At 68.7% G+C, this 23,237-nt stretch carries 25 protein-coding genes; 20 read left to right on the forward strand and 5 right to left on the reverse strand.

Features of this window, described 5'->3' with window-relative positions; translation table 11 throughout:
* The first annotated feature begins 1 nt into the window (after nt 1).
* On the forward strand, nt 2-412 hold the full coding sequence (locus ACFVJX_RS21950) for a RidA family protein (protein WP_363030692.1): 411 nt from the start codon (nt 2-4) through the stop codon (nt 410-412).
* 189 nt (nt 413-601) lie between these two features.
* Entirely contained in the window at nt 602-2,077 is a 1,476-nt protein-coding gene (locus ACFVJX_RS21955) for a GntP family permease (RefSeq protein ID WP_384128649.1), read from the forward strand.
* Nucleotides 2,078-2,253: 176 nt separating this feature from the next.
* Here the strand turns inward: ACFVJX_RS21955 and ACFVJX_RS21960 are convergent, their stop codons facing one another.
* Nucleotides 2,254-3,255 carry a chitinase gene (locus tag ACFVJX_RS21960; RefSeq protein ID WP_384128742.1) on the reverse strand — a complete coding sequence of 334 codons (1,002 nt, stop codon included), beginning with the start codon at nt 3,253-3,255 and terminating at the stop codon, nt 2,254-2,256.
* 696 nt (nt 3,256-3,951) lie between these two features.
* Here ACFVJX_RS21960 and ACFVJX_RS21965 point away from each other — a divergent pair.
* From ACFVJX_RS21965 to ACFVJX_RS22030, 14 genes are all read left to right on the forward strand, one after another.
* The gene (locus tag ACFVJX_RS21965; RefSeq protein WP_384128647.1) at nt 3,952-4,818 is read left to right on the forward strand and encodes a hypothetical protein; all 867 of its coding nucleotides are present in this window, start codon (nt 3,952-3,954) and stop codon (nt 4,816-4,818) included.
* Nucleotides 4,819-4,970: 152 nt separating this feature from the next.
* Nucleotides 4,971-5,678, forward strand: coding sequence for a Flp pilus assembly protein CpaB (gene cpaB / locus ACFVJX_RS21970; RefSeq protein ID WP_384128645.1), 708 nt, complete (start codon nt 4,971-4,973; stop codon nt 5,676-5,678).
* A 7-nt stretch (nt 5,679-5,685) separates the two neighbouring features.
* The gene (locus tag ACFVJX_RS21975; protein WP_384128643.1) at nt 5,686-6,960 is read left to right on the forward strand and encodes a CpaE family protein; all 1,275 of its coding nucleotides are present in this window, start codon (nt 5,686-5,688) and stop codon (nt 6,958-6,960) included.
* A 16-nt stretch (nt 6,961-6,976) separates the two neighbouring features.
* Nucleotides 6,977-7,381, forward strand: a complete 405-nt coding sequence (locus ACFVJX_RS21980; protein WP_384128641.1) for a TadE family protein — start codon at nt 6,977-6,979, stop codon at nt 7,379-7,381.
* Nucleotides 7,382-7,383: 2 nt separating this feature from the next.
* Nucleotides 7,384-7,773: a TadE/TadG family type IV pilus assembly protein gene (locus ACFVJX_RS21985; RefSeq protein WP_384128639.1), complete on the forward strand. Its 390-nt coding sequence runs from the start codon at nt 7,384-7,386 to the stop codon at nt 7,771-7,773.
* A gap of 61 nt (nt 7,774-7,834) precedes the next feature.
* Nucleotides 7,835-9,172, forward strand: coding sequence for a CpaF family protein (locus ACFVJX_RS21990; RefSeq protein ID WP_384128637.1), 1,338 nt, complete (start codon nt 7,835-7,837; stop codon nt 9,170-9,172).
* Nucleotides 9,173-9,182: 10 nt separating this feature from the next.
* A complete protein-coding gene (locus tag ACFVJX_RS21995) occupies nt 9,183-10,121 on the forward strand; it encodes a type II secretion system F family protein (protein ID WP_384128635.1) in 939 nt (312 codons plus the stop codon).
* A gap of 14 nt (nt 10,122-10,135) precedes the next feature.
* Complete coding sequence (locus ACFVJX_RS22000; RefSeq protein ID WP_384128634.1) at nt 10,136-11,023, forward strand: DUF5936 domain-containing protein; 888 nt, start codon at nt 10,136-10,138, stop codon at nt 11,021-11,023.
* A 30-nt stretch (nt 11,024-11,053) separates the two neighbouring features.
* Nucleotides 11,054-12,376, forward strand: a complete 1,323-nt coding sequence (locus ACFVJX_RS22005) for a sensor histidine kinase (protein WP_384128740.1) — start codon at nt 11,054-11,056, stop codon at nt 12,374-12,376.
* A 40-nt stretch (nt 12,377-12,416) separates the two neighbouring features.
* Nucleotides 12,417-13,496 (forward strand): response regulator, encoded by a 1,080-nt coding sequence (locus tag ACFVJX_RS22010; RefSeq protein WP_384128632.1) that lies wholly within the window; start codon nt 12,417-12,419, stop codon nt 13,494-13,496.
* Nucleotides 13,497-13,748: 252 nt separating this feature from the next.
* Nucleotides 13,749-13,988, forward strand: a complete 240-nt coding sequence (locus tag ACFVJX_RS22015; RefSeq protein ID WP_384128630.1) for a hypothetical protein — start codon at nt 13,749-13,751, stop codon at nt 13,986-13,988.
* 2 nt (nt 13,989-13,990) lie between these two features.
* A complete protein-coding gene (locus ACFVJX_RS22020) occupies nt 13,991-14,674 on the forward strand; it encodes a pilus assembly protein TadG-related protein (RefSeq protein WP_384314500.1) in 684 nt (227 codons plus the stop codon).
* Between the two features lie 81 nt (nt 14,675-14,755).
* Nucleotides 14,756-15,304, forward strand: a complete 549-nt coding sequence (locus ACFVJX_RS22025) for a hypothetical protein (protein WP_384128628.1) — start codon at nt 14,756-14,758, stop codon at nt 15,302-15,304.
* An 8-nt stretch (nt 15,305-15,312) separates the two neighbouring features.
* A complete protein-coding gene (locus tag ACFVJX_RS22030; protein WP_384128627.1) occupies nt 15,313-15,963 on the forward strand; it encodes an OmpA family protein in 651 nt (216 codons plus the stop codon).
* 170 nt (nt 15,964-16,133) lie between these two features.
* Here ACFVJX_RS22030 and ACFVJX_RS22035 read toward each other — a convergent pair whose 3' ends face one another.
* On the reverse strand, nt 16,134-17,099 hold the full coding sequence (locus tag ACFVJX_RS22035; RefSeq protein WP_384128625.1) for an RNA-binding protein: 966 nt from the start codon (nt 17,097-17,099) through the stop codon (nt 16,134-16,136).
* A gap of 168 nt (nt 17,100-17,267) precedes the next feature.
* On the opposite strand from ACFVJX_RS22035, the gene ACFVJX_RS22040 reads away from it, so the two are divergent.
* Together ACFVJX_RS22040 and ACFVJX_RS22045 are read left to right on the forward strand one after the other, a co-directional pair.
* Nucleotides 17,268-18,578: an MFS transporter gene (locus ACFVJX_RS22040; protein WP_384128623.1), complete on the forward strand. Its 1,311-nt coding sequence runs from the start codon at nt 17,268-17,270 to the stop codon at nt 18,576-18,578.
* A 115-nt stretch (nt 18,579-18,693) separates the two neighbouring features.
* Nucleotides 18,694-19,287 (forward strand): TetR/AcrR family transcriptional regulator, encoded by a 594-nt coding sequence (locus tag ACFVJX_RS22045; protein WP_384128622.1) that lies wholly within the window; start codon nt 18,694-18,696, stop codon nt 19,285-19,287.
* 189 nt (nt 19,288-19,476) lie between these two features.
* On the opposite strand, the gene ACFVJX_RS22050 is transcribed toward ACFVJX_RS22045, so the two are convergent.
* A complete protein-coding gene (locus ACFVJX_RS22050) occupies nt 19,477-19,944 on the reverse strand; it encodes a MarR family transcriptional regulator (RefSeq protein WP_384128620.1) in 468 nt (155 codons plus the stop codon).
* 196 nt (nt 19,945-20,140) lie between these two features.
* On the opposite strand from ACFVJX_RS22050, the gene ACFVJX_RS22055 reads away from it, so the two are divergent.
* Nucleotides 20,141-20,308: a hypothetical protein gene (locus ACFVJX_RS22055; RefSeq protein WP_384128619.1), complete on the forward strand. Its 168-nt coding sequence runs from the start codon at nt 20,141-20,143 to the stop codon at nt 20,306-20,308.
* A 71-nt stretch (nt 20,309-20,379) separates the two neighbouring features.
* On the opposite strand, the gene ACFVJX_RS22060 is transcribed toward ACFVJX_RS22055, so the two are convergent.
* Nucleotides 20,380-21,237, reverse strand: a complete 858-nt coding sequence (locus ACFVJX_RS22060) for a helix-turn-helix transcriptional regulator (protein ID WP_384128617.1) — start codon at nt 21,235-21,237, stop codon at nt 20,380-20,382.
* Between the two features lie 85 nt (nt 21,238-21,322).
* Here ACFVJX_RS22060 and ACFVJX_RS22065 point away from each other — a divergent pair, with 85 nt between their 5' ends.
* A complete protein-coding gene (locus tag ACFVJX_RS22065; RefSeq protein WP_384128615.1) occupies nt 21,323-22,141 on the forward strand; it encodes an SDR family NAD(P)-dependent oxidoreductase in 819 nt (272 codons plus the stop codon).
* An 89-nt stretch (nt 22,142-22,230) separates the two neighbouring features.
* On the opposite strand, the gene ACFVJX_RS22070 is transcribed toward ACFVJX_RS22065, so the two are convergent.
* A complete protein-coding gene (locus ACFVJX_RS22070; RefSeq protein ID WP_384128613.1) occupies nt 22,231-22,983 on the reverse strand; it encodes a YqjF family protein in 753 nt (250 codons plus the stop codon).
* Nucleotides 22,984-23,237 lie beyond the last annotated feature (254 nt).

Raw genomic sequence — 23,237 nt, forward strand, 5'->3', positions numbered from 1 at the left:
GATGACCGACAAGACCGCACTCACCCCGAGCACCCACACCACCCCGCCGGCGAAGTTCTCGCACGGAGTGAAGAAGGGGAACATCCTCCAGGTCGCCGGCCAGGTCGGCTTCCTGCCCGCCGTGGAGGGCCAGGCCCCGACCCCGGCCGGCCCCACCCTGCGCGAGCAGACCCTCCAGACCTTCGCCAACGTCAAGGCGATCCTGGAGGAGGGCGGCGCGAGCTGGGACGACGTGATGATGATGCGCGTCTACCTCACGGACGTGGACCACTTCGCCGAGATGAACGAGATCTACAACACCTACTTCGGCGAGCAGAACCTCAAGGCCGCCCCCGCCGCCCGTACGACCGTCTACGTCGGCCTGCCGAAGGGCCTGCTCATCGAGATCGACGCGCTCGCGGTCCTCGGCTGAGCCTGATCCCCCAGGGCCCTTCGTTTGGATCAGGCCGGGCACGCGGGGTCCGGCCTGATCCAAACGAAAGGCCCTTGCCGCACCCGCTCCACCGCACCACCGCGTACGGCACGGCGCCCCGCCCCACAGGGGCGCCGTGCCGCGCTCCTCCCTACCCACCGCACCCCATGGACGACAACGGAGTTACCCATGCTGCTCGCCGCAAGCCCCCCACCGGCCGAGACGCCACCGCACACCGGTGGACTGCTCCTCCTCATAGACGGGACGGCCGGTCTCCTGACCGTCGCCGTCCTCGGAATCGCCCTCCTCCTCTTCCTGATCATCAAGGCCAGGCTGCAGCCGTTCGTCGCGCTGCTCGCCGTCTCCGTGGCCGTCGGACTGGGCGCCGGACTCTCCGTCACCGAACTCTTCGGCACGGTGCAGAAATCCGCCGCCGTATCCGTCATCGAATCCGGCATGGGCGGCATCCTCGGCCATATCGCGATCATCATCGGCCTCGGCACGATGCTCGGCGCGATCCTCGAAGTCTCCGGCGGAGCCGAGGTGCTGAGCGCCCGCCTGCTGAAGAGCTTCGGTGAGAAGCGCGCCCCGCTCGCCATGGGCCTGACCGGTCTGATCTTCGGTATCCCGGTCTTCTTCGACGTCGGCATCTTCGTCCTCGCACCGATCGTGTACGCCGCCACCAAGCGCTCCGGCAAGTCGATCCTGCTGTACGCGATGCCGCTGCTGGCGGGTCTGTCCATGACCCACGCCTTCCTGCCGCCGCACCCCGGCCCGGTCGCCGCCGCCGGTCTCTTCCACGTCTCCCTCGGCTGGGTCATCCTGATGGGCGCCGTCGTCGGTATCCCGTCCGTGCTGGCCGCCTGGGTCTACGCCGCCTGGATCGGCAAGCGGATCTTCGTCGAGGTGCCGCAGGACATGGTCGAGGCGGCCGAGGAGGCGAAGGCCGCGGTCGTCGCCGAGCAGCGCGCCGCCGGAGTCACCCCGCACGAGGCGCCGGTCGGACTCGGCACCGTGCTCGCCATCATCGGCACCCCGCTGGTACTGATCCTGGCCGCGACGTTCTCCTCCATCGCGCTGGACCCCTCGACCCTCCGCTCGGTCGTCGAGTTCTTCGGCAACCCGTTCGTCGCCCTGACGATCGCGCTGATGCTCGCCTACTACCTGCTCGGTATCCGGCGCGGCTGGTCCCGCAAGTCCCTGGAAGCGGTGTCGACCTCGTCCCTCAAGCCGGTGGGCAACATCCTGCTGGTCGTCGGCGCGGGCGGCATCTTCGGTGCCGTACTCAAGAGCAGCGGGATCGCGGACGCCCTCGCGGACACGTTCCACGACGTCGGCCTGCCCGTCATCCTGCTGGCCTGGCTGATCTCCGCGGTGCTGCGCATCGCCCAGGGCTCGGCGACCGTCGCCATCGTCACCACCGCCGGCATCGTGGTCCCGCTCGTCGAGGGCCAGGGCATGTCCCAGCCGCATCTGGCGCTGATCATCATGGCGATCTCGGCCGGTTCGATCATCGCCTCGCACGTCAACGACGGTGGCTTCTGGATGGTGTCGAAGTACTTCGGCATCTCGGAGCGCGACACCCTGAAGTCCTGGACGGTGCTGGAGACGGTCCTGTCGGTCGCTGGCTTCGTGGTCGCGGCGCTGCTCAGCCTGGTGATCTAGGTGTATTGACCCGTAGCGCCGTCCGCCCGGACGCCGCGGGGGCACGCGGGACCTCCCGAACCTGCCCCGGCGGCCTTCCGGCGGACGTGCGGCAGCGCCGCCGGGGGAGCGGCGGCGCTGCCGGCCATGGACCCGGACCGGTCACGGCCCGGCGGAGACGGCCGATGGCCGACGGTTTACGACAGGCCGTGGACGTGCGGGCCGACCGCGCTCGACCAGGCGTTGCCCGACGAGGCGTCCCAGTTGGTCGACCAGGTCATCGCGCCGCGGAGACCCGGGTAGGTCTTGTCGGGCTTGAAGGAGCCGCAGTCGGTGCCGGCGGTCAGGCAGTCCAGGGCCGCGTTCACGACCGAGGGGGACACGTAGCCGCTGCCCGCGCCGCTGGCGGAGGCGGGGACACCGATGCCGACCTGGGAAGCGTCCAGGCCGCCCTCCAGCTGGATGCAGGCCAGCGCGGTGAGGAAGTCCACCGAACCCTGCGAGTAGACCTTGCCGTCGCAGCCGAGCATCGAACCGCTGTTGTAGTACTGCATGTTGACGACGGTCAGGATGTCCTTGATGCCGAGCGCCGTCTTGAAGTACTCGGCCTCGGTGGACTGCATGTCGATGGTCTGCGGCGCCATCGTGATGACGAGGCCGGAGCCCGCCTTCTCGGAGAGCGAGCGCAGCGCCTTCGTCATGTACGTGGAGTTGACGCCGTTCTCCAGGTCGATGTCGACACCGTTGAAGCCGTACTCCTGGATGAGCGAGTAGAGGGAGTCGGCGAAGTTGGCCGCGGACTCGTCGCTGTTGACCGAGACCGAGCCCTTCTCGCCGCCGACCGAGATGATGACGCTCTTGCCGTCCGCCTGCTTCGCCTTGATGTCGGCCTTGAACTGGTCGACCGTGTAGCCGTCCAGCCCCGCCGAGTCCAGGTTGAAGGTGACGGCGCCGGGCGTGCTCGTGGCGTCGGCGAAGGAGACCGCGATGATGTCGTAGTCGGCGGGCACGTCGCTGAGCTTCTGCACGGCCGCGCCGTTGTTGAAGTTCTGCCAGTAGCCGGTCACCGCGTGCGCGGGGACCGCGGCGGCCGAGGCGGCCGCGGTCGTGGCGGCGCCGGTGTCGGTCGCCTGGGCACTGCCGACGAGGCCGGCGACGCTGAGGGCGCCGGCGGCGGCGACCGCCACGGCGGCGATCAGTGCATGGCGGGGGCGGCGTCGCGTGTGGCGTCCAGTGCGGCGGGTTGTGGGGGAGTGTTCCACTTGCTGCCTCCGTGGGGGGAGTTGGGGATGCCGGTGTGGGGATTCGAGGAACGGTGGCCACCGCTGGCCGATAAACTGGTCCAGACCAATCGAGTTGTCAAGACCTCTGACAATCACGGGTGTGTGGAGTGCCGCCCTCGTGACGGGTAAACGCTCCGGGCTCCACCGATGCGCAATCTTCACCCGGTCTCCACGGCATGCACACACGTCACCCGTGTGTGGGTGACGAATCGTCGCCCCGCGCGGATGTCCACTCGCGGGTGACATGGGCAACATGGCCGGACAGTAACGGTTTTCGGCCATCCTGACGTGGTGCGAACATGCCAATATCTGCATTGACGTGCGCAAATGAATTTCAACGGCCCGCAAATGGGAATGACTGACAGTAACCCTGCGCAGTGGTGCAGAAGTTAACAACTTTCGGTTTGGTCCGATTTCGTACGTAGGTGTTGTGTGGCTGATGCAGGGGTGTTGCCGTACCGGGTTCTGCTGGGTGTTCTCTGCTGTGTAGGACGCGGTTAAAGTGCTGGAGCAGAAGCTGAGGCAGAAGCACGGAGCAGGAGCGATTGCGGCCGACGTCACGGCGACGTGGGCCGGAGCCGAACGGGGAACAGCGTGCCGACCGCAATAGCAGTGACCAGTGCTGATCTGGTCCTACCGCCGACCGATCAGCAGACGCCGACAGCGGCCCTGCTGCAGGCACCTGATGCCCAGGCGATGGACCTGGCGATCGGCGACATGCATCTGATGCTGGAACAGCACGGATACGTGGTCGCCGTGTACCCGACGGGTATCTCCCAGGCGCACGAACGGCGACTTCATGCCGTCCGGTCGGTGCTGGAGAGCGACCGCATCGCGCTGCTCAAGGTGGATCTGCCACCACTCGGCGTAGCCGTGCTGGTCAGGCAGTTGCGCCAGCTGTCGATCTGCGACTTCAGCCCCGGAGTGGTGGCCTCGTCCGCGCGGCTTCTGTCCCATTACATCCATGCGGGTGCCCTGCTGAACTCGGTGACCAAACTCGACCGCGTCCCGGTCAGCCTGAAGACGCACGCGAAGTCCTGGGTGCCCGGCTCCCAGTTCGCCGTCCTGGCGGGACCGAACCCCCAGCTCATCAAGGTCGGCCCGACGGCCGAGCCACTGGCGGGCCCGGAATTCGGCACCCATCTCATGGTCGCCAAGGGTCAGTTGCAGTCCGAGTGGGTGCAGCAGACCCTGGCACCCGCCTGGAAGGTCCAGGCGATTCAGGAAGCCCCGCTTCCTGCCGATTCCTCCCGATGGTGGGGAACCGGAAAAATGATCGAATTCGCCGCTTACCTTCCGGATATCTCCGTCCTGTACCAACTCGTGTCCTCGGTAAGGCGAGAGACCTGTCACTGGTGCGGAATGGAGCTCATCGGTGATCGTTGCGGGTTCTGCTCCTCACCGCTTCCCGCTCCCGAGAACCGAATGCCGCCGTCCGGTGTCCTGAACCATGGAGCGCCCGCACCGCCACGGTCGTAGCGCCCGCGGACTCCTCCTCCGCGGACGCCCCCGCGGCACGGACGCCGTCCGCGCCGCACACCCGGCTCAGCCCGCTCTCCAGACAACAGTCCCCCCGCGCATTCTTCTGTCCGCTGCCCCACGCATCCGACCCGAACGAGGTTGTCCGGCCCATGAACTCCCGCCAGCGCCGCGGCGTGATACTCCTGCTTCTCTCGGTCCTGTGCGCCTTCGGCGCCTTCGCCGGGGTGCTCTCGGTCATCAGCGACGTCAACTCGAAGGTCGGACCCGAGGTCTCGGCCTACAAGCTGAAGAGCAACGTCGCCCCCTTCACCAACTTGACCCCGGACAAGTTCGAGAAGGTCTCCATGCCGAAGCGGTGGCTCTCGTCCAACGCGGTGACCGACCTCTCCGAGGTCAACGGCAAGATCGCCCTCACCCCGCTCAAGGAGGGCTCGCTGCTCCAGACCGACATGATGCAGGCGCGTCCCGCGCTGCAGCCCGGTGAGCAGGAGATCGCCATCATGATCGACGCCGCCACCGGCGTCGCGGGGAAGATCACCTCCGGTGCCACGGTCAACGTCTACGCCACGTTCGCGGGCGAGCGCGAGGGCGACCCGGCGCAGTCGAAGGTCATCGTCTCCAACGCGAAGGTCCTGGACGTGGGCAAGCTGACCGCCCTGGACCCGAGCAGCGACGGCAAGGGGAACCAGGCCACCGAGGCCGTCCCGATCACCTTCGCCCTCAACACGCTCGACACCCAGCGCATCGCGTACGCGGAGTCGTTCGCGGAGCACGTCCGCCTCGCACTCATCGCCACCGGCAGTGACAGCAGCATCCGTCCGGGCGACCGCACCTACACGCTCGACAAGGACAAGTGAGGATTGGATGACCACCAGGATCCTCCCGGCCGTCGGTGACGCCGACGCGGCCAGATCCGTCACCACCCTGCTCAGCCAGCTCCCCGACGCGGAGCCGGCCGCTCCGGTCGGCGACTCGACACAGCTCATCGACACACTCGCGCGGCTCGCGGGCGAGTCGCTCGACGAGCTGCCCGAGGTCGTGCTGGTCCACGAGCGGATCGGTCCGGTGCCGGCTCTGGAACTGATCCGGGAGGTTTCCCTGCGCTTCCCCGCAGTCGGGGTAGTGCTCATCACCGCCGACGCGAGCCCCGGACTGTTCTCCGCCGCGATGGACTCCGGGGCCCGAGGCCTGGTCACGCTCCCGCTGAGCTACGAGGAACTGGTCAACCGGGTCCAGTCGGCGGCCCAGTGGTCGGTCGGCGTACGCCGGCACCTCGGCGCCAGCGGCGACGTCTTCACCGGCCCTGGCGGAACCGTCGTGACGGTCAGCGGCGCCAAGGGGGGCGTCGGCGCCACCGTCGCGGCCGTGCAGCTGGCCCTGGCGGCCCAGGCCTCGGGGCGGACCGTCGCGCTGGTGGACATGGACCTGCAGTCGGGGGACGTCGCTTCCTATCTGGACGTGCAGTTCCGGCGTTCGATCGTGGACCTGGCGGCGATCACCGACATCTCCCCGCGCGTCCTGTCCGACGCGGTGTTCAGCCACAGCACCGGGATCGCACTGCTGCTGGCACCGGGCGACGGTGAGCGCGGCGAGGAGGTCAGCGACCGGTCCGCCCGGCAGATCGTCAGCGCCCTGCGCTCGCGGTACGAGGTCGTGGTCATCGACTGCGGCGGCCAGATGAACGGCGCCAACGCCGCGGCCATCGAGATGGCCGACACCGCGTTGCTGATCACTACGCCGGACGTGATCGCGGTACGCGGGGCCAAGCGCATCGTGCGGATGTGGGACCGGCTCCAGATCCGCAAGGCGGAGGAGACGACGACAGTCGTCAACCGCTACAACCGCAACACCGAGATCCAGCCGCCGCTGATCCAGAAGATCACCGGCACTCGCATCGCCGGCACGGCAATTCCCGCTAATTTCAAGGAACTTCAGGGCGCGGTCGATGCCGGCCGGATGCATGAACTGGACCCGAAGAGCATCGTGAAGCAGGCACTCTGGGCTCTGGCGGGAGAACTCGGGATCGTCCGGGCAGCCGAGAGCACCGACAAGAGCGGCGGAAAGTTCAAAAACGATCGAGGCTCGATCGGTCGCCCGCGCAAGCGCGGCGAATCCGCGGGCCGTGGCAAGACCGACTGAGGGGGCAGGTTGATCCATGGCAACCACAGAGATGGCGGACACCCTGATAGGCAGGGGGCGTGACCGCGATCGCGGACAGACCGCGATCGAGTTCCTCGGTGTTACGCCTCTGATCATTCTGACGCTGGTGGCGCTCTGGCAGTGCGCGTTGATCGGCTACACCTTCAGCCTGGCGAGCAACGCCGCCGACGAGGGAGCGAGGGCGGCCACGGGCGCGGAGTGGTACCAGCAGTCCGCGTGCAAGCGGGCTGCCAAGGAGGATCTCCCCGAGGCGTGGAAGGGCGCGTCCACGACCCGCTGCCACCTTGATCGCGGTCTGTACAAGGCCGAGGTGAAGCTGAAGGTGCCGGTGCTCGTACCCGGCGTGCTCAACTTCCCCATGACGGTCAAGGGCAACGCCGCCTCGGTGAGGGAGGGATGACCATGACCACGACCATGACCACGCGCAAGGTCAGGACACGGCGCGAACGCGGCCAGGTCGCCATCGAGTACCTCGGATTCATCCCGTTGTTGCTCATCGTGGGCCTCTTCGCGATCCAGCTCGGGGTCGCGGCATACACCGTCAACCAGGCGGGCACCGCGGCCCGCGTGGCTGCGCGAACCGCCAGCCACGACCGTCCGGAGCGGACCCCCCGCGAGGCGGGCAAGGCGGCGATCAGCGACTGGCTCGCCGACGACACCGAGCTCAGGCCCAGCTGGGGCTACGACGAGGTGACGTACAAGGCCCGCATCAAGATCCCGTCCATCGTCCCCGGCCTGGACGACGGCTGGCTCGGTTCGGCCGAACGCAGCTCCACGATGCCCCGCGACTGACCCCGGCCCGCAGGACATCCCCCACCGCAACACGAGCAAGCCAGACCGAGGAGCAACGCACATGAGCCTGCGGGCACGCATCACCGCCCCCGAGGAGCAAGGCGGGGGGCGGGAGGACGGCCACATGGTCGCCACCTACCGGGCCAAGCTGCTCGAGGAGATCGACCTCGCGGAGATGTCCTCGCTGGCCACCGCCGATCGGCGGGCCCGCCTGGAGCGCGTACTCGGGCACATCATCAGCCGCGAAGGACCGGTCCTCTCGACCGTAGAACGCTCGCAGCTGATCCGCCGGGTCGTCGACGAGGCCCTCGGCCTCGGCATCCTCGAACCGCTCCTCGAGGACGCGTCCATCACCGAAATCATGGTCAACGGACCGGACCAGATCTTCGTCGAGCGCAGCGGCAAGGTCGAGCAGCTCCCGATGCGGTTCGGCTCGCACGACCAGCTGATGCAGACCATCGAGCGCATCGTCTCCACCGTCAACCGCCGTGTGGACGAGTCGAATCCGATGGTCGACGCACGACTCCCCAGCGGTGAGCGTGTCAACGTGATCATCCCGCCGCTCTCGCTCACCGGTGCCACGCTCACCATCCGACGGTTCCCGAGGGCCTTCACCCTCCAGGAGATGATCGCCTTCGGCTCGCTCGACGAGCAGATGCTGATCCTGCTCTCGGGACTCGTCCAGGCCAAGCTCAACATCATCGTCTCCGGCGCCACCGGCACCGGCAAGACGACCCTGCTCAACGCGCTCTCCGGACTGATCCCGAACGACGAGCGCATCGTCACCATCGAGGACTCCGCGGAACTTCAGCTCCAGCAGAACCATGTCATCCGGCTTGAGTCCCGCCCGGCGAACGTCGAGGGCAAGGGCCAGATCAGCATCCGCGACCTGGTCCGCAACTCCCTGCGTATGCGCCCCGACCGCATCGTCGTCGGTGAGGTCCGTGGCGGCGAGTCACTCGACATGCTCCAGGCGATGTCGACCGGTCACGACGGTTCTCTGGCGACCGTCCACGCCAACAACGCCGAGGACGCGCTCATGCGTCTGCAGACCCTGGCGTCGATGTCCGAGATCAAGATCCCCTTCGAAGCGCTGCACGACCAGATCAACAGCGCTGTGGACGTCATCGTCCAGCTGACCCGGCACGCGGACGGCAGCCGTAAGGTCACCGAGATCGCGATCCTCGATTCACACGGACGGGACAACTACCGCATCGTCAGCGTCGCACGCTTCGTCGCCCAGCCGATGGCCGCCGACGGACGGATCTACGGCCAGTTCCAGTACCTCCCGCTCCCGCGCAAGACCGCCGAGCGCCTCTATATGGCCAGCCAGCCCATCCCGCAGGCCTTCGGGGTTGCTACGTCCGAAGAACAGCTCGCCACCCGAGAGGCCAAGTAGGTACCGCGTCATGGACAATCTCCCTCTGCTCACGATCGGCGTCACGCTGCTGTGCGGCGTGCTCGTCGTCGTGGGCCTGCACACGTACTCCGCGGGGAGGGCCGACCGCGATGCGCTGGTCGACCGCCTGTCGCACACCGGTCAGATACCGGTCGCCGGACGCCACCGCCGCTTCCAGGGCGTCGACCGCAGGCTGCGCAAGACCGGCCTGGGCCGCAAGATCGAGCTGAAGCTCGCCGCCACCGGCCTGGAGGTCACCCCGGGTGAGTTCCTCGTCTACGCGCTGGCCGCCACCGTGGCCCTGTGGCTGATCGCCTCTGCCCTACTCGCCAGCTTCTTCGGCCCGGTCGCAGCCCTCATCGGTCTCTGGGGCACGAACGCCTTCCTGAACTGGCAGCGGGCCAAGCGCACCGAGCGCTTCATCAACCAGTTGCCCGAGCTCTCCCGCATCCTCGCCAACGCCACCCAGGCGGGACTGGCGCTGCGCACCGCGCTCTCCATGGCCGCCGACGAGTTGGAGGCCCCCGCCGGTGAGGAACTGGCCCGGGTCTCACGCCGTCTCGCCGTCGGCGAGTCCCTTGACGACGCGCTCAGCGAGCTGACGGACCGGCTGCCCTCGCGCGAGCTGGTCGTCCTGGTCACCACGCTCGTCCTGTCCAACAGGGCCGGCGGTACGGTCGTCAGCTCCCTGCGCAACCTCACGGAGACGCTGGAGGAGCGCAAGGAGACCCGACGAGAGGTCACCACGCAGCTCTCGCAGGTCACGGTCACCGCCTACGCGGTTCCGATCTTCGGCGTCGGTGCGCTGATGCTGCTCAACACGATCATGCCGGGCGCCCTCGACCGGATGACTGGCGCCTTCGCCGGCCAGGCGGCCGTGATCGTCGCCATCGGCCTGTACGCGCTCGGGTTCATGGTGATCCGCCGCCTGTCCCGCATCGACGTCTGAGAGGAGGACCCGATATGGAACTGATACTCGCATTGGTCGTCGGTCTCGCCGTGGTCGGCGCGATCCAGGGCATCCGCATGTACCGGGCCGACGCCAAGCTGCCTGGCGACCTCGCCGTCGCACTGGAGGTCGGATCCACCCGCACCAGCGCGGTGGGATCCGGCATCGACCGTATGGGCATGCGCTTCGCACCGTCGGTCCTGCGGATGATGGGTCCCAAGGCGGTCAACAAGAAGCGCCGCCAGATCGACATGGCGGGCAACCCCGGCGGTCTCACGATCGACCGCTACGCGGCCCGCCGGGCCGTTTACGGTGTGCTCGGCCTCGCCGGCGCCTTCTCGATGATCATCCGCGGTCAGGTCGTCCTCTCCCTGGTCATGGTTCTCTTCGGCCTGTTCTGGGTCGAGGCCGGCATCTGGTCCGCGGTCAAGGCCCGCAAGGAGCACATCGAGCGCACCCTCCCGGACTTCCTCGACGTCCTCGCGGTCGTCGTCTCCGCCGGACTCGGATTCCGCCAGGCGCTGGAACGTGTCGCCGACAAGTACGAAGGCCCCTGGGCGGACGAACTCCGCATCACCCTGCGTCAGATGGACATGGGCGTCAGCCGCCGCCAGGCCTTCGAGGAGCTCCGCAAGCGCAACGACTCGGAACAGGTCGCGATGTTCGTCACCGCCCTCCAGCAGGGCGAGGAGCTTGGCGCACCCATCGTGGACACCCTGATCGCCATCGCCAACGACATGCGCCGCACGGACGCCCAGGCGGCACGGCGAAAGGCGGCAAAGGCGGTACCGAAGGCGACCTTCGCGGTCACCACCTTCCTGCTGCCCGGCACGCTCATTCTGCTGACGGTCGGCTTCATCTACGGAACGAACGTGGACTTCGCCTTCCTGGGCGGCAGCTGACGGTGACGAACAGAGGGAGGTGACATGGCCATGGGATTCCAGCTGGGCAGCCCCCAGGCGGGTGTGACGGAGGAGGTGAAGCAGGCGATCGCCGACCCGGCGTCGCAGCCTGCCTTCACGCTTCAGGTGAACGCGCTCCAGGCGATGTGCCGTCAGGTGTTCGGCTTCCGTCTCGCCATGATCGCGGTGGCGACCCCGTTCGCCATCGACCGGACGGCGCCCGGGCTGGCCACGTGGCTGATCGGATCGGCGATCCTGGTCACCTTCATGGGCTCGTACGCGCTGTTCCGCGACTGGGAACGCTTCGGTCCGCTGCTCCTGCGCCACCCGTGGATGCTGGGAATCGACGCCTTCTTCGGCGCGCTGCTCCTGATCACCGCCGGGCCGGAATCCACGCTCGCCTATGTGACGGTCTGTACGCCGCTGCTGGCGGGACTGGTGTACGGCTGGCGAGGCTCCGCGGCCTTCGCCGTCATCCAGGTCGTGATCATCTTCCTGATTTACGGCACGGACGTGAACCTGGAGGCGTCCGACAGCAGCGTCTTCCTGCTGCCCGGCTTCTGCGTGATAGCCGGTGCGGTCGGATTCACCCTGCGCAATCTGCTGCTGCGGTTCGGGACGGCCAGCCAGGCCCTCACCGACACACGTGCGCGGCTCGCCGTGAACGAGGCGGTGGAGGGCGAACGCACGCGGCTCGCCCGCGAGATGCATGACTCGGTAGCCAAGACCCTGCACGGTCTGGCCATGGCGGCCGAGGGACTCGCCTCCTCGTCCGACCGGATGGACCCGCTCACCGTCAGGCACCAGGCGGAACTGGTGGCCCGGTCCGCCCGCCGGGCCGCGGCGGAATCCCGCGAACTGCTCTCCGACCTGCGCCGCGACTCGGGTCTCGACGCAGGAGTGGACGTCCTCAGTGAACTCCAGGCCCGTACCGATGACTTCGCGCGCAGGCATGGCATCACCGCGACCTTCCGCATGCTCAGCGAACTCCCGGTGCCGCCGGTGCCGCAGATCGTCGGGCGTCAGCTGCTCACCATCGCCTCCGAGGCGATGGAGAACGCCCACCGGCACGCCCACCCCAGCTACGTCGTCGTACTGGCCGGGGTGAAGGGCGACGTCCTGCGGGTGAGCGTGTACGACGACGGGCGCGGTCTGCCCGCCGGAACGACGCTCGACGATCTCAAGCGCGCCGGACACTTCGGTCTCGTCGGCATGGTCGAACGCGCGGCTTCGATCGGGGCACGCATCCGTATCGGCAAGGGAAAGGCGGAGAAGGGCACCGAAGTGCGCCTGGAACTGCCGCTGGCCGCTCTGGGCGCAGCCCCGAACACATCCGTACCGCAACTCACCTGATCCATCCCGTCCCCCCACCCTCTGAGAGGAGGTCGCAGAAATGCCGGATGACATCTCCCGCGCGTCAGGACAGAACTGGGCAGCCCAGAACCACGCTTCCCAGCACACGTCGTCGCACGCAACCCCGCTCAACTCGGAGCACAGCTCCTCCGGATTCCCTGTTCCCCAGCAGAACGCGGCATCCGAGGTGATGCCGTCGTTCCCGGCAGCCCCCGAACCCGCCGCGTCCACGCCTCTGCGCGTCGTCGTGGCCGATGACAACCCCGTGGTCCGGGCCGGGCTGGGCGTACTGCTCTCCGGCCGTCAGGACATCGAGCTGGTCGCGGAGGCCTCCGACGGCCGTGAGGCCTACGAGGCCGCTGTCCGGCACCGCCCGGACGTCGTCCTGCTCGACGTCCGGATGCCCGGTGTGGACGGCATCTCGGCGCTCCCACACCTGGTGCAGGTTGCACCCGTGATGATGCTGACCTACAGCCGCGAAAACGCGATCGTCCACGAGGCACTCCGCCTGGGGGCCGGCGGATACCTGGTCCACGGCGAGTTCACCGCGGACCAGCTGGTGCAGGCGGTCCGCGACACGAAGAACGGCCGGGCTCATTTCACCGCCACAGCCGCAAACGCCCTGCTCGCCCATATGCGTCAAGGATCCGCGCAGCCCGGACAGGTCCTGCCGGAGGGGCTGGGGGCGGCCCTGACCACGGGCGTCCCGTACGCCGGTGGCACGTACGACGGTCACCCACCCCTCGTCCAGCAGCACCCGCTGCCACCCCATCTGCCGGCTCCGGATCCCAGAGGAATGGCGCCGCGCCCAGCTCAGCAACAGCCAGGTCTTTCGCAACTGCAACCGAATGTGGGACAGTCTTCACTGGCCGGGTCCTCCGGCGCCGTCAATAGGCAGCAGTTCGGGCTGAGTTCCAGGGAGGTGGAGGTCATGGAGCTGATCGCGTCAGGGATGAGCAACCAGCAGATCGCCGCCACCTGCTTCATCAGCGAGAAGACCGTCAAGAACCACATCAACCGGATCTTCACCAAACTGCACAGCGGCAGCCGCAGCGAGGCGATCGCCCGCTGGCTCGGTACCGCGCCGCCCTCCGGGGCCGGCACGAGAGGGGACAGGTAGTCATGGCCGATCGGGGGATCCGACGCACTGCCGTGGGTTCGGCAGGTGGGGCCCAAGGCTGGGCCGCGAGGGCCCAACTGACGCTTTGGGCCCGTGAATGGGCCCTGGGGCCCTCTGGTGGGCGGGGTCTGCCGCCGTATGTTTCTCATGTCGCCAACGGCACCGGCCAGGAGGAAGCCGGTAACGGAGGCAACACCACAGAGACTTACGCGTCGGCCTACCAATGGTCGGCCGATACCGGAGGGGTACACCATGTCGAACAACACCATGCTGAAGGCCGCAGTCGACACCCAGATCGCCGTCCGCGGCTGGAAGAACACCGTCGTCAGCCGGATGACGGACCGCGAGCGCTCGAAGGGTCAGACGGCGTTCGAGTACCTGGGCATCATCCTGGTGGTCGTGGCGATCATCGGTGGCATCGCTGCCTCGGGCATCGGCGGGGACATTCAGAAGAAGATCAGCGAGCAGGTCGACAAGGTCAAGGCCGGCTGATCCTGAGCCGCAACAACGCCGACCGAGGGCAGGCTTTCCCCATCTACATCATGATGGTGGCGGGCCTGCTCTTCGTCGCGTTCGCTTTCTTCGCTGTCGGTCAGGCCTCCGCCACGCGCAACGGCGCGCAAGGTGCCGCGGACGCCGCCGCCCTCGCTGCTGCCCAGGATGCCCGTGACGGGCTGGGGCCGCCCTTCCTGGCCGCTTTGCAGAGCCCCAATGGGGTCGACGAATTCCTGCGTGACTACCGGTACGGACCGGTCCCCTGTATCCAGGCCCAGCGTCTGGCCGACCGCAACCGTTCGGACCTCGTCGGCGACGTCCCGGGCCACAGCGGTTGCTCGTGGGACTACGGCTACCTGCAGGACAAGGTGACCGCCGAGGTCAAAACCCGTTACACGGTGGGCTCCTCGGTGATCCCCGGTACGGCCACGAAGCATGCCACCGCTCATGCCACAGCCGTGATCGAGTTCCGGTGCACCTGGAAGGCCAAGGACGCGCCGAGCACTGACCCGGGCTCCGATGACGACAAGGGTGACAAGGGCGAAGAGGACGACAAGCCCGATCTCCCGGTGCTCACTTTTGACTGCGACGGCCGGGACGGCGGACTCAGTATCGATCCCACCGACCCGCAGTCCTGGGCGGAGCTGGGCAAGACGCTCTTCGCCGTGCACCTGATCGACTGACAGCGAATAAGGAAACGAGGAACGGAATCCATGAGCATTCGGCGTACTACGAAGGCCCGAAGGGGAGCCACGGCCGTTGTGATGGCAGCGGCTTTGGCCCTCGCCGTGGCCGGCTGTGGTGGGGACGACGGCGGCGAGAAGACGGCGCAGACTCCGTCCTCCGAGAAGTCCAGCACCAGTGACGGCAAGCAGGAGGACACGGCCGCGGGCGAGCAGCCGGATCCCAACGCCAAGCTCGCTGTACTCAAGGGCGCGGACTCGATGGAGTACACCGTGAGCTCGGTGGTCCGTGACTCCGGGGGCTTTGTCACGGTCTCCGGCCAGATGAAGAACACCGGTTCCGAGACCTTCTACGGTGTTCCTGCCTGGCGCGGTAACGAGAAGGAAATCCTGCTCGGCAGCGGTAACGCGGTCAGCGGCGGGACGCTCGTGGACCCGAAGGGGAAGAAGCGCTACTACGTGCTTCGCGACACCGACGGCCGTTGCCTCTGCTCGACCGGAACCTCGAAGATCGAGGCCGGCAAGACCGTCCCGGTCTTCATGCAGTTCCCGGCCCCGCCCGAGGACGTCGATCAGGTAAATCTGACGATCCCGACCTTCGACACCGTCGCGATCAAGATCTCCGGGTGAGTGCAGACATGACAGATACTCACCGGACCCGTCCCCTTACCCGGCTGACGCTGACAGCGGTCACCGCAGCCGTCGTCCTCGCCGGAGCCAACCTGGCCACAGCCGGCCTCGCGAGGGCGGACGAATCCCCGAGCACACCGCCCGGAACAGAGGAGTCCGCAGGCGCGCCCGTGAAGGTGGACCCCGCCGACCCGGACTTGAAGATGCGTGATGGTGCCACCCTGGCACCCGAGAAGGTCCTCAACATCAAGTCCGTGGTCGAGGACATGGGTGGCGAGGAGCGGCGCGAGGACACCAACTCCACGGTCAAGTTCTCCCTCCAGGCCGAGGTGCTCTTCGGTAAGGACAGTGCCAAGCTGAGCAGCGCGGCCAGCTCGCGTATCTCGGCCATCGCCGACGAGATCAAGAAGCAGAAGGCAACCAAGGTCAGGATCTTCGGGTTCACCGATGACCTGGGCTCTTCGGAGCACGGCGACGTGCTGTCGAAGCAGCGTGCCGAATCGGTGAACACCGTGCTGTCCAAGGAACTCGATTCGAGTATCACCTTCGAGATCCGCGGGTACGGCGAGCAGTACCCGATCGCCGACAACGGCACGGAAGACGGCCGCAAGAAGAACCGCCGCGTGGAGGTCTCCTTCCCGCGCAACAGTTCCTCCTGAGGTTCCGAACCACCCGTTGCACCCGCATCAGAAGCAGGGGCCCGGCACCGCGACCACATCGCGGTGCCGGGCGCCTGCCGTTACGCAGGCAGGGGGCGGCCTCCTCCGGCAGTTGCTGCCGTTCGGCCCCGCCGCGCCCTTCGAGGTCCGGCCGGCCAGGGGTGCTCGGTCTACCAGCGAGCCCGGACCACGCCGTCGCTGTCCGGCATGACGGCAGTGAGCACGGGGACACGTTCGTCGGCGTACATGGGCAGAAGTGCCGCCCGCTCGGCTTGGGAGACCCGGGCGGTCAGCTCCGAGAACTCGGTCTCGTCGGCGACGGCACTGTGGATCCGGCCCTCATCGTCCTGCCAGACACACTCGACGAGGCCTTCGGGCGGGAGCCCGCCGAGGACCGTATGGACGTCGGGGGAGAGGTCCGGCCAGGCCGCCAGCCGGGCGCGGGGGGCCAGACCGGCCCGTATGGTCTCGGTGTTGACGCCGGTCAGCCGGTGCCATCGGGTGGCGCCCTCGATGTAGGTCTCTTCCAGGATTCCCGCGCGGCGCGTGGCCACCGCCCGGTGCAGCTCGGCCCAGAAGTCGTCGTCTCCGGGGCGCTGGACGTTCTCCTCGTCGGCCGCGATGTCGTACGGGGAGGAGCCCACACGCTCCGGGAAAAGCCCGAGCGCGCGGGTACGCGCCAGGGCCTCCCCGCAGGGCCGGACGCTGCCGATGTAGAGGTACTGGTCCCATCCCACATGCACCGCAAACACGGCCTCCGCCTCCAGGCGGCACCAGGCACCGCGGTCCCGCAGCATCGCCCGCACCAGCTCCAGCCCGGCAGCGAGCGTCACGGTCGCTCCGTCGTGGAATCCGGCAAGGCCGGTGGGGAAGAGTCCGTTCAGCCCGAAGTCGTCCGATGGGCGCTCGACGCCGAAGTTCGCGAGAGACGGGACACCCGGCTCGCGCACGGCCAGGTGGTCGATGCCGGTCTCCGCGGCGAACGCTTCCACCGCCCGCAGGTACGCGTCCTCCACCCGGCCATGGTCGCTGACCGTGTCCAGGGGGCCGGTGTAGGAGCCGTTCTCGTCGCGGTCGGCGGTGTCGTATTTGGTGACGCGGTAGACGTAGGGCAGCACATCCCCAGTCTCCGGCATGGCTCCGGACACGGCTGGGCCGGAGGGCCCCGCCCTACTCGATGCCGGGTACCTGAGTGCGCCCCGAGCGGCGCTCGACTCTCCCGCTTGACCTGAGTAGACCTGTCTGTCTAGTGTAAACCCACGACTAGACAGACAGGTCTACTCACACCTCGGACGGAAATGGTCATGACGAATCTCTCGGTCGTCCCGGCGTCCAAACCGGCGCACATATCGAGTGCGGCGCCCGCCGCTTCCGGAACCGATTTCGCGGCCGTGCCCGCGCGGGGCCTGCGGCTGCCGCCGAACGTGGCCCTGTACGTACTCGCCTCGATCACCATCTCGTTCCTGGCCGCCTCCAGCGCGCCGACCCCCCTCTACGCCGTCTACCAGGCCGAATGGGGCTTCGACCCGATCACCACCACCGTGGTCTTCGGCGTCTACGCGGTGGCCGTGCTGCTCGGACTGCTCACCATGGGCAAGCTCTCCGACCACCTCGGCAGGCGGCCGGTGCTGCTGGCCGCGTTGGCGGCGCAGGCCGTCTCGATGGTCGTGTTCACCACTGCCGACGGCGTATCGGGTCTGATGGTCGCCCGGATCGTCCAGGGCCTGTCGACCGGGGCCGCGCTCGGCGCGATCGGGGCGGGGATGATGGACATCGACCGGCCGCGCGGCACGATCACCAACGCGGTCGTCCCCGGCATCGGCACGGCCACCGGCGCGCTGGTCTCCGGCCTCGTCGTCCAGTTCCTGCCCGCCCCCACGCATCTGGTCTACCTCGGGCTGCTGGCGGTTTTCGTCATCCAGGCCGTCGCCGTCGCGCTGATGGCGGAGACGGTGACCCGCAAGCCTGGGGCCCTGGCCAGCCTGGCGCCGGAGATCAAGCTGCCGCGGGCCGTACGCCGCCCGATGCTGGTCGCCGTGCCGGTGCTGTTCGCCGTCTGGTCGCTGGCAGGGCTGTACGGGTCGCTCGGCCCTTCCCTCGCACGGCAGTTGACCGGCTCCAGGTCCGAAGTCCTCGGCGGGCTGAGTCTGTTCGTGCTCGCCGGGGTGGCCGCCGTCGCGGTTCTGGTCCTGCGGAAAGCGGCGACCCGGACGGTGATGCTCACCGGAATCCTCGCGCTGATGGCCGGGGTGGCTCTGACCCTCGTCTCGATCCGTGAATCCTCCGCCACGGGCTTCTTCGCCGGCACCGCCGTCGCGGGCGTCGGCTTCGGCAGCGGCTTCCAGGGGGGCATCCGTACGGTGATGCCGCTGGCCCGGCCGCACGAGAGTTCCGGAGTGCTGTCGCTGCTCTTCGTCGTGTCCTACCTGGGCATGGGAGTGCCGGCCGTGATCGCCGGGTTCCTCGTCGTCCACGCGGGCGGACTGACCGCCACGGCGCAGGAGTACGGCATCGCCGTGATCGTCCTCGCGGCGTTCGCACTGCTCGGCCTGTTGCGTGGCGGCAGGGACGGGGCGGCGGTCCTTGCGGGCGAGACGGCCGGCGGCAACGCGTGAGCGGCGGCCTCCGATCGGGGCTCGGCCGGCGCTCGGTAGGGGTTCGACCGGGACTCGGCCGTTGGGGTGCGGCCGAGGCATAATGTAGACAGATCTGTCTGAAGGAGTGACCGTCATGGCGAGCGCCCAGAGCACCGCGAAGCCATCGGCGCGTGAGCGTCTGCTCGCCGCCGCGAACGAGCTGTTCTACGCCGAGGGCGTGCAGAGCGTCGGGATCGACCGGGTCATCGAGCACGCCGGTGTGGCCAAGGCATCGCTGTACAACACCTTCGGTGGCAAGGAGCAGCTGGTCCGGGCGTACCTGGACACCCGGCACGCGGGCACCGCCGACCGGATCGCGCGGGCCGTTGCCGAGCGCGACACGCCCCGCGAGCAGATGCTGGCGATCTTCGAGTCCCAGGCGCGGCAGTTCGACCGGCCCGACTTCCGTGGTTGCGCCTTCATCCGGGCCGGCGCCGAGGCCAGCCCCGGCGGCCTGGTCCAGGAAGCGGCGGATAGCTACCGCGGCTGGATGCGCGAACTCTTCACCCGCCTCGCTGCCGAGGCCGGCGCCGCTGACCCCGAGGTCCTGGGCCGCCAGCTCCAGATCCTCTACGACGGCGCCGGCATCTCGGCCCTGATGGACCACGGTGCCACGGTGGCCGAGGCCTCCCGCGCGGCGGCGGCCGCCCTGATCGAGGCGGCGACGCGCGCATCCGCCGAAGCCTGAGCGAGGCCCTGCACGCGGCCCGGGACCGCGGGTGTGCGTGAACCACGCGGTGCGCGCCGGTGCTCGACCCGCGCCACCCGTCCCGCGATCCGGCCGATCGGGCCCACCAGGCAGGCCCGTCAGGCCCATCAGGCCGAACCGTCCCGTGATCCCGCCCAGTCGGCCTATCCGGCCCCCGGATGCGGCCTGTCAGGCGATCGGCCCTCCCGCGTTACGGATCAGCCGGTGCAGCACTTTCACCGTTGTGATGTAGTCCGCGTCGTCGATGCCTTCGTGGAGGGTGGCGCGGATCGCGGGTGCGTTGCGCGCGAGGTCGACGCGCGCCTCTTCCCCCTCCGGGGTCAGCCACAGCCGGTGCTCGGCGTCCCGGGTCAGCCAGCCGCGCTCCAGGAGCGCCTCGGCCTCCGCTGCCAGATCGTCCTCGGGGCGGATGTAGGAGGTCATGGCCTCCTGCAGCTCGGGCAGCGTAATCCCCTCGCCGTCGGGGGAGATGTCGTTCGCCGACAGGTTGCGCAGCAGCCAGAACTGGGGCTGGGTGTAGCCCTTTTCGCTCTGTCGGGCCCGGGTGTAGGCAATGAGGGCCTCATGGGCGACACCGGTCCAGTACGCGGCTGGCTGTCCGGCGAGTTCGGCGTCGGAAAGCTGTTGTGGCGTCATGGGATATCCCCTCCAGGTGCTTCAGCGCGGAGCCTGCATGTTGCGCTGGTCATGCGAAGACCGTAGGACCTCAAGTGCCGTTGAGGGCAAGGGGATGATCGTTCGGACGCTCTCATATCCTGGATCCGGTCCGGGACGGATCCATACCCATGCGTCCTTCGCTCCGCTCCCGCTCCAAGTGCCCTGCGTCGGCATCGTGGTTCTCGATCCGCTGGTCGTCGTCCGCCTGGGGCTCGTGCGTCCGCTCGGGCTGTTGCCGATCACGGTCTGCGGCCTGTTGGTCTTCACGTACTCGGCTCTCTGCACCGATCTCTGCACCGATCTCTGCACCGATCTCTGCACCTATCCCTGCACCGAGTCATGACGAGGTCGTGTCGCAGCCCGAGCAGATGAGGGTGCCGTCCCGGCTCAGCCCCTCACGCGATCGCCTTGCGGCTACCGCAGACGGTGATCACTGGCCTGGGCTCCGAGCACGTTCAGAAGGGCCAGCGCGTCGGCGCCGGGGGATCCCGGTGGCGCGCTGTAGAGCACCAGGTACTGGTCGCGGTCAGTGAGTGAGAGCGAGTCGCAGTCGACGGTGAGCTCGCCGACGACCGGGTGGCGGAAGGTCTTCGTGAGCGTCGGCGCGGCCTGCACGTCGTGGCGCTGCCAGAGGCGGGCGAAGTCGGGGCTGGCGCTGCGGAGTTCGTTCACAAGGCCGGTCACCGCGGGGTCCGTGGGGTAGCGGGCAAGGGTGGTGTGGAGCTCCATGACCACGTGGTGGCGGAACTCGGCGGCGTCGGAGATCCCGTACGGCGTCGCATCGCCTTGCGCCGGGCCGAGGAATGCTCGGCGTGCGAGATTGCGGTCCTCCGGGTCGGTCCGGGCGAAGTCCTCCATCAGCGCGGCCGCGAGGTCGTTCCACGCGAGCACTTCGAACGCGGCGGACATGACGAAGGCGGCCGTCTGCGGCAGCCGTTCCAGGAGCGCGAGGATGCTCGGGCGGACGTCACGCCGGTGCAGCCGGGTACGACGGGTCGGCGCGGTGCCCGCGAGGACGTGGAGGTGGTCGGACTCGGCGTCGGTCAGCCGGAGCGCGCCCGCGATCCCGGCGAGTACCTCGCCCGACGGCCGGGGCGCCCTGCCCTGCTCGAGCCGGACGTAGTACTCCGTGGAGATGTGCGCGAGGACCGCGGCCTCCTCACGGCGGAGCCCCGGTGTGCGGCGCCGAGGGCCGGAGGGGAGGCCGACGTCCTGGGGCCGTAGCCGCTCGCGTCTGCTGCGGAGGAAGGCCCCGAGCTCCTGCTTGTCCATACGTGAAGTGTGCCCCCTGTCCGGTGGCGGATCCTGGTACCGGCTGTGCCTGTATCCGCTCCGGGTGCGGCGTGACGCTGCTGTTATGACGAATCACACGAACGACGAGACGAACGACCACACCAACACCACCTACAGCCCGCCGATCGGTCTGCTCACCGACAAGGTCGTCTTCATCACCGGCGCCAGCCGCGGCATCGGAGCGGCCGCGGCCAGGCTCTTCGCCTCGGAGGGCGCCGCCGTCGTGCTCGCCGCCCGCAGCACCGATGCCCTCGACCGCATCGTCACCGAGATCCGCGCCGACGGCGGCGTCGCCGACGCCGTCACCCTGGATCTCGCCGACAGCGCGAGCATCCGCTCCGCCGTCGACCGCGTCGAGAAGCTGCACGGACGGCTCGACGGCGCCTTCAACAACGGCGCGGCCCCGCAACAGCAGGTCGGCCCGGTCGATACCACCAGCGACGACGACATCGACGAGCAGTTCGCCGTGAACTTCCGCTCGCACTGGACCGCCATGACCGCCGAGGCCGTACTGATGCGACGCGACGGCGGCGGCTCGATCGTCAACACGTCGAGCATCGGCAGCCGTCGCGCGAACCCCGCCCTGCCCGCGTACGGGGCCATGAAGCGGGCGCTCAACAGCCTCACCGAGACAGCCGCGGTGAACTGGGCCGGTGACCGTATCCGGGTCAACGGCATCACGCCCGGCGGCACCTCCACGGAGATGATCGACACCTGGGAGGCGGCGAGTCCCGGAATCGTCAAGCAGATGACCGCGACGATCCCGCTCGGCCGGATGGCCGAGCCCCGGCAGATCGCCGAGGCGGCCGCGTGGCTCCTCAGCGACCGGGCCTCGTACGTGACCGGCGCGATCCTGCCGGTCGACGGCGGCGCAGGCGCCTGAAGAGCGGCGCCCGCTGCTGCCCGGCGACCCTCAGTCGGCATGGCCGCTCCGCATGCAGCTCGGCATGGCCGCTCCGCATGCCGTTCCGCTCAGGGTGTGGGGAGCCCAGCCGGGCGGGCCGGGCGGCCGAGGCGGACCGGCACGCCGGGGGAGCAGAGCACGCTGACCGGGGCGCCGACCGGCGCGGGGAGGCCCGCCGACTGGAGCAACGTCTCCTCGCAGGCGAGCAGTTCGCCGCGGTACAGGGGCCAGCGGGGGTGCTCGTTCGGGAGGTAGGCCGTGCCGCCGAAGAACGCGTTGTGCATCCCCCAGCGAGCGGTGAGGAAGTGCTCCGACTCGGTCGGTTCCTCCACGCGTTCCCCGGTCCGTACGCTGATCCGGCTCTGCGCGCCGCGCGGGCCCGGCCAGCGGCGCGAGCTGGTGTACGTGACGGTGTCGCCGACCCTGGTGACGCTCATCTTCGACCAGAGGTACGGGAGTCGGAAGCCGAGGCGGCCCATCGCCACGGGGATCAGCCGCGACGCGTCCATGGAGAGGAACACGACCCCGCGGCGCCCGTGGGCGTCGACCGAGTAGAGCCGCACGTTGGTCTCGGGGAACGAGCCGAGATACGGCACGCCCGGGAGGCCGAGCCATCCGACCCGATGCATGCGGAAGGCGATCAGCCCGACGTACGTGACTCCGTTGAGCGTATCCGGAACGACGCCCGCGGGGAGAAGCCCCGCCACCGTGTCCGGCTCGACCGCCCAGTGGACGAAGCAGAGGTCGAGCCACTCCTGCGTCAGCAGCGGGACACGTACGGAGGCAAGGGCATCGGCGCTGATCGGCGCGGGTCTCTTCACCAACCCAGACTGCCTCACCCGGGCCCCGTGGTCCGGAGCGGTATGGACGACGTACAGCACGCGCCTGGCCGGGCCGCACGTGCCCGGTTCACGCCCGGTTCCCGGTTCACGCCCGGTTCCCGGATCACCTGGGGAGTGGGGAGTCTCGGCGATCTGGGTCCTGGGCGCGGCGAATAACGACCCCGCTCGGGGGGCACGCCTTCACGCGCGCGGCCGCGGTTGCCGCATCGAGCCCGGGCTGCGGGTTTTAAAAA

It is taken from the genome of Streptomyces sp. NPDC127177 (assembly GCF_042672475.1).
Taxonomy (GTDB): domain Bacteria; phylum Actinomycetota; class Actinomycetes; order Streptomycetales; family Streptomycetaceae; genus Streptomyces.

Bases quoted from the DNA above. Each gene is read 5' to 3' on its own strand.
- ACFVJX_RS21950 (WP_363030692.1), top strand. From the start codon at position 2: ATGACCGACAAGACCGCACTCACCCCGAGCACCCACACCACCCCGCCG.
- ACFVJX_RS21955 (WP_384128649.1), top strand. From the start codon at position 602: ATGCTGCTCGCCGCAAGCCCCCCACCGGCCGAGACGCCACCGCACACC.
- cpaB (WP_384128645.1), top strand. From the start codon at position 4,971: ATGAACTCCCGCCAGCGCCGCGGCGTGATACTCCTGCTTCTCTCGGTC.
- ACFVJX_RS21975 (WP_384128643.1), top strand. From the start codon at position 5,686: ATGACCACCAGGATCCTCCCGGCCGTCGGTGACGCCGACGCGGCCAGA.
- ACFVJX_RS21980 (WP_384128641.1), top strand. From the start codon at position 6,977: ATGGCAACCACAGAGATGGCGGACACCCTGATAGGCAGGGGGCGTGAC.
- ACFVJX_RS21985 (WP_384128639.1), top strand. From the start codon at position 7,384: ATGACCACGACCATGACCACGCGCAAGGTCAGGACACGGCGCGAACGC.
- ACFVJX_RS21990 (WP_384128637.1), top strand. From the start codon at position 7,835: ATGAGCCTGCGGGCACGCATCACCGCCCCCGAGGAGCAAGGCGGGGGG.
- ACFVJX_RS21995 (WP_384128635.1), top strand. From the start codon at position 9,183: ATGGACAATCTCCCTCTGCTCACGATCGGCGTCACGCTGCTGTGCGGC.
- ACFVJX_RS22000 (WP_384128634.1), top strand. From the start codon at position 10,136: ATGGAACTGATACTCGCATTGGTCGTCGGTCTCGCCGTGGTCGGCGCG.
- ACFVJX_RS22005 (WP_384128740.1), top strand. From the start codon at position 11,054: ATGGGATTCCAGCTGGGCAGCCCCCAGGCGGGTGTGACGGAGGAGGTG.
- ACFVJX_RS22010 (WP_384128632.1), top strand. From the start codon at position 12,417: ATGCCGGATGACATCTCCCGCGCGTCAGGACAGAACTGGGCAGCCCAG.
- ACFVJX_RS22015 (WP_384128630.1), top strand. From the start codon at position 13,749: ATGTCGAACAACACCATGCTGAAGGCCGCAGTCGACACCCAGATCGCC.
- ACFVJX_RS22025 (WP_384128628.1), top strand. From the start codon at position 14,756: ATGGCAGCGGCTTTGGCCCTCGCCGTGGCCGGCTGTGGTGGGGACGAC.
- ACFVJX_RS22030 (WP_384128627.1), top strand. From the start codon at position 15,313: ATGACAGATACTCACCGGACCCGTCCCCTTACCCGGCTGACGCTGACA.
- ACFVJX_RS22035 (WP_384128625.1), bottom strand. From the start codon at position 17,099: ATGCCGGAGACTGGGGATGTGCTGCCCTACGTCTACCGCGTCACCAAA.
- ACFVJX_RS22040 (WP_384128623.1), top strand. From the start codon at position 17,268: ATGACGAATCTCTCGGTCGTCCCGGCGTCCAAACCGGCGCACATATCG.
- ACFVJX_RS22045 (WP_384128622.1), top strand. From the start codon at position 18,694: ATGGCGAGCGCCCAGAGCACCGCGAAGCCATCGGCGCGTGAGCGTCTG.
- ACFVJX_RS22050 (WP_384128620.1), bottom strand. From the start codon at position 19,944: ATGACGCCACAACAGCTTTCCGACGCCGAACTCGCCGGACAGCCAGCC.
- ACFVJX_RS22060 (WP_384128617.1), bottom strand. From the start codon at position 21,237: ATGGACAAGCAGGAGCTCGGGGCCTTCCTCCGCAGCAGACGCGAGCGG.
- ACFVJX_RS22065 (WP_384128615.1), top strand. From the start codon at position 21,323: ATGACGAATCACACGAACGACGAGACGAACGACCACACCAACACCACC.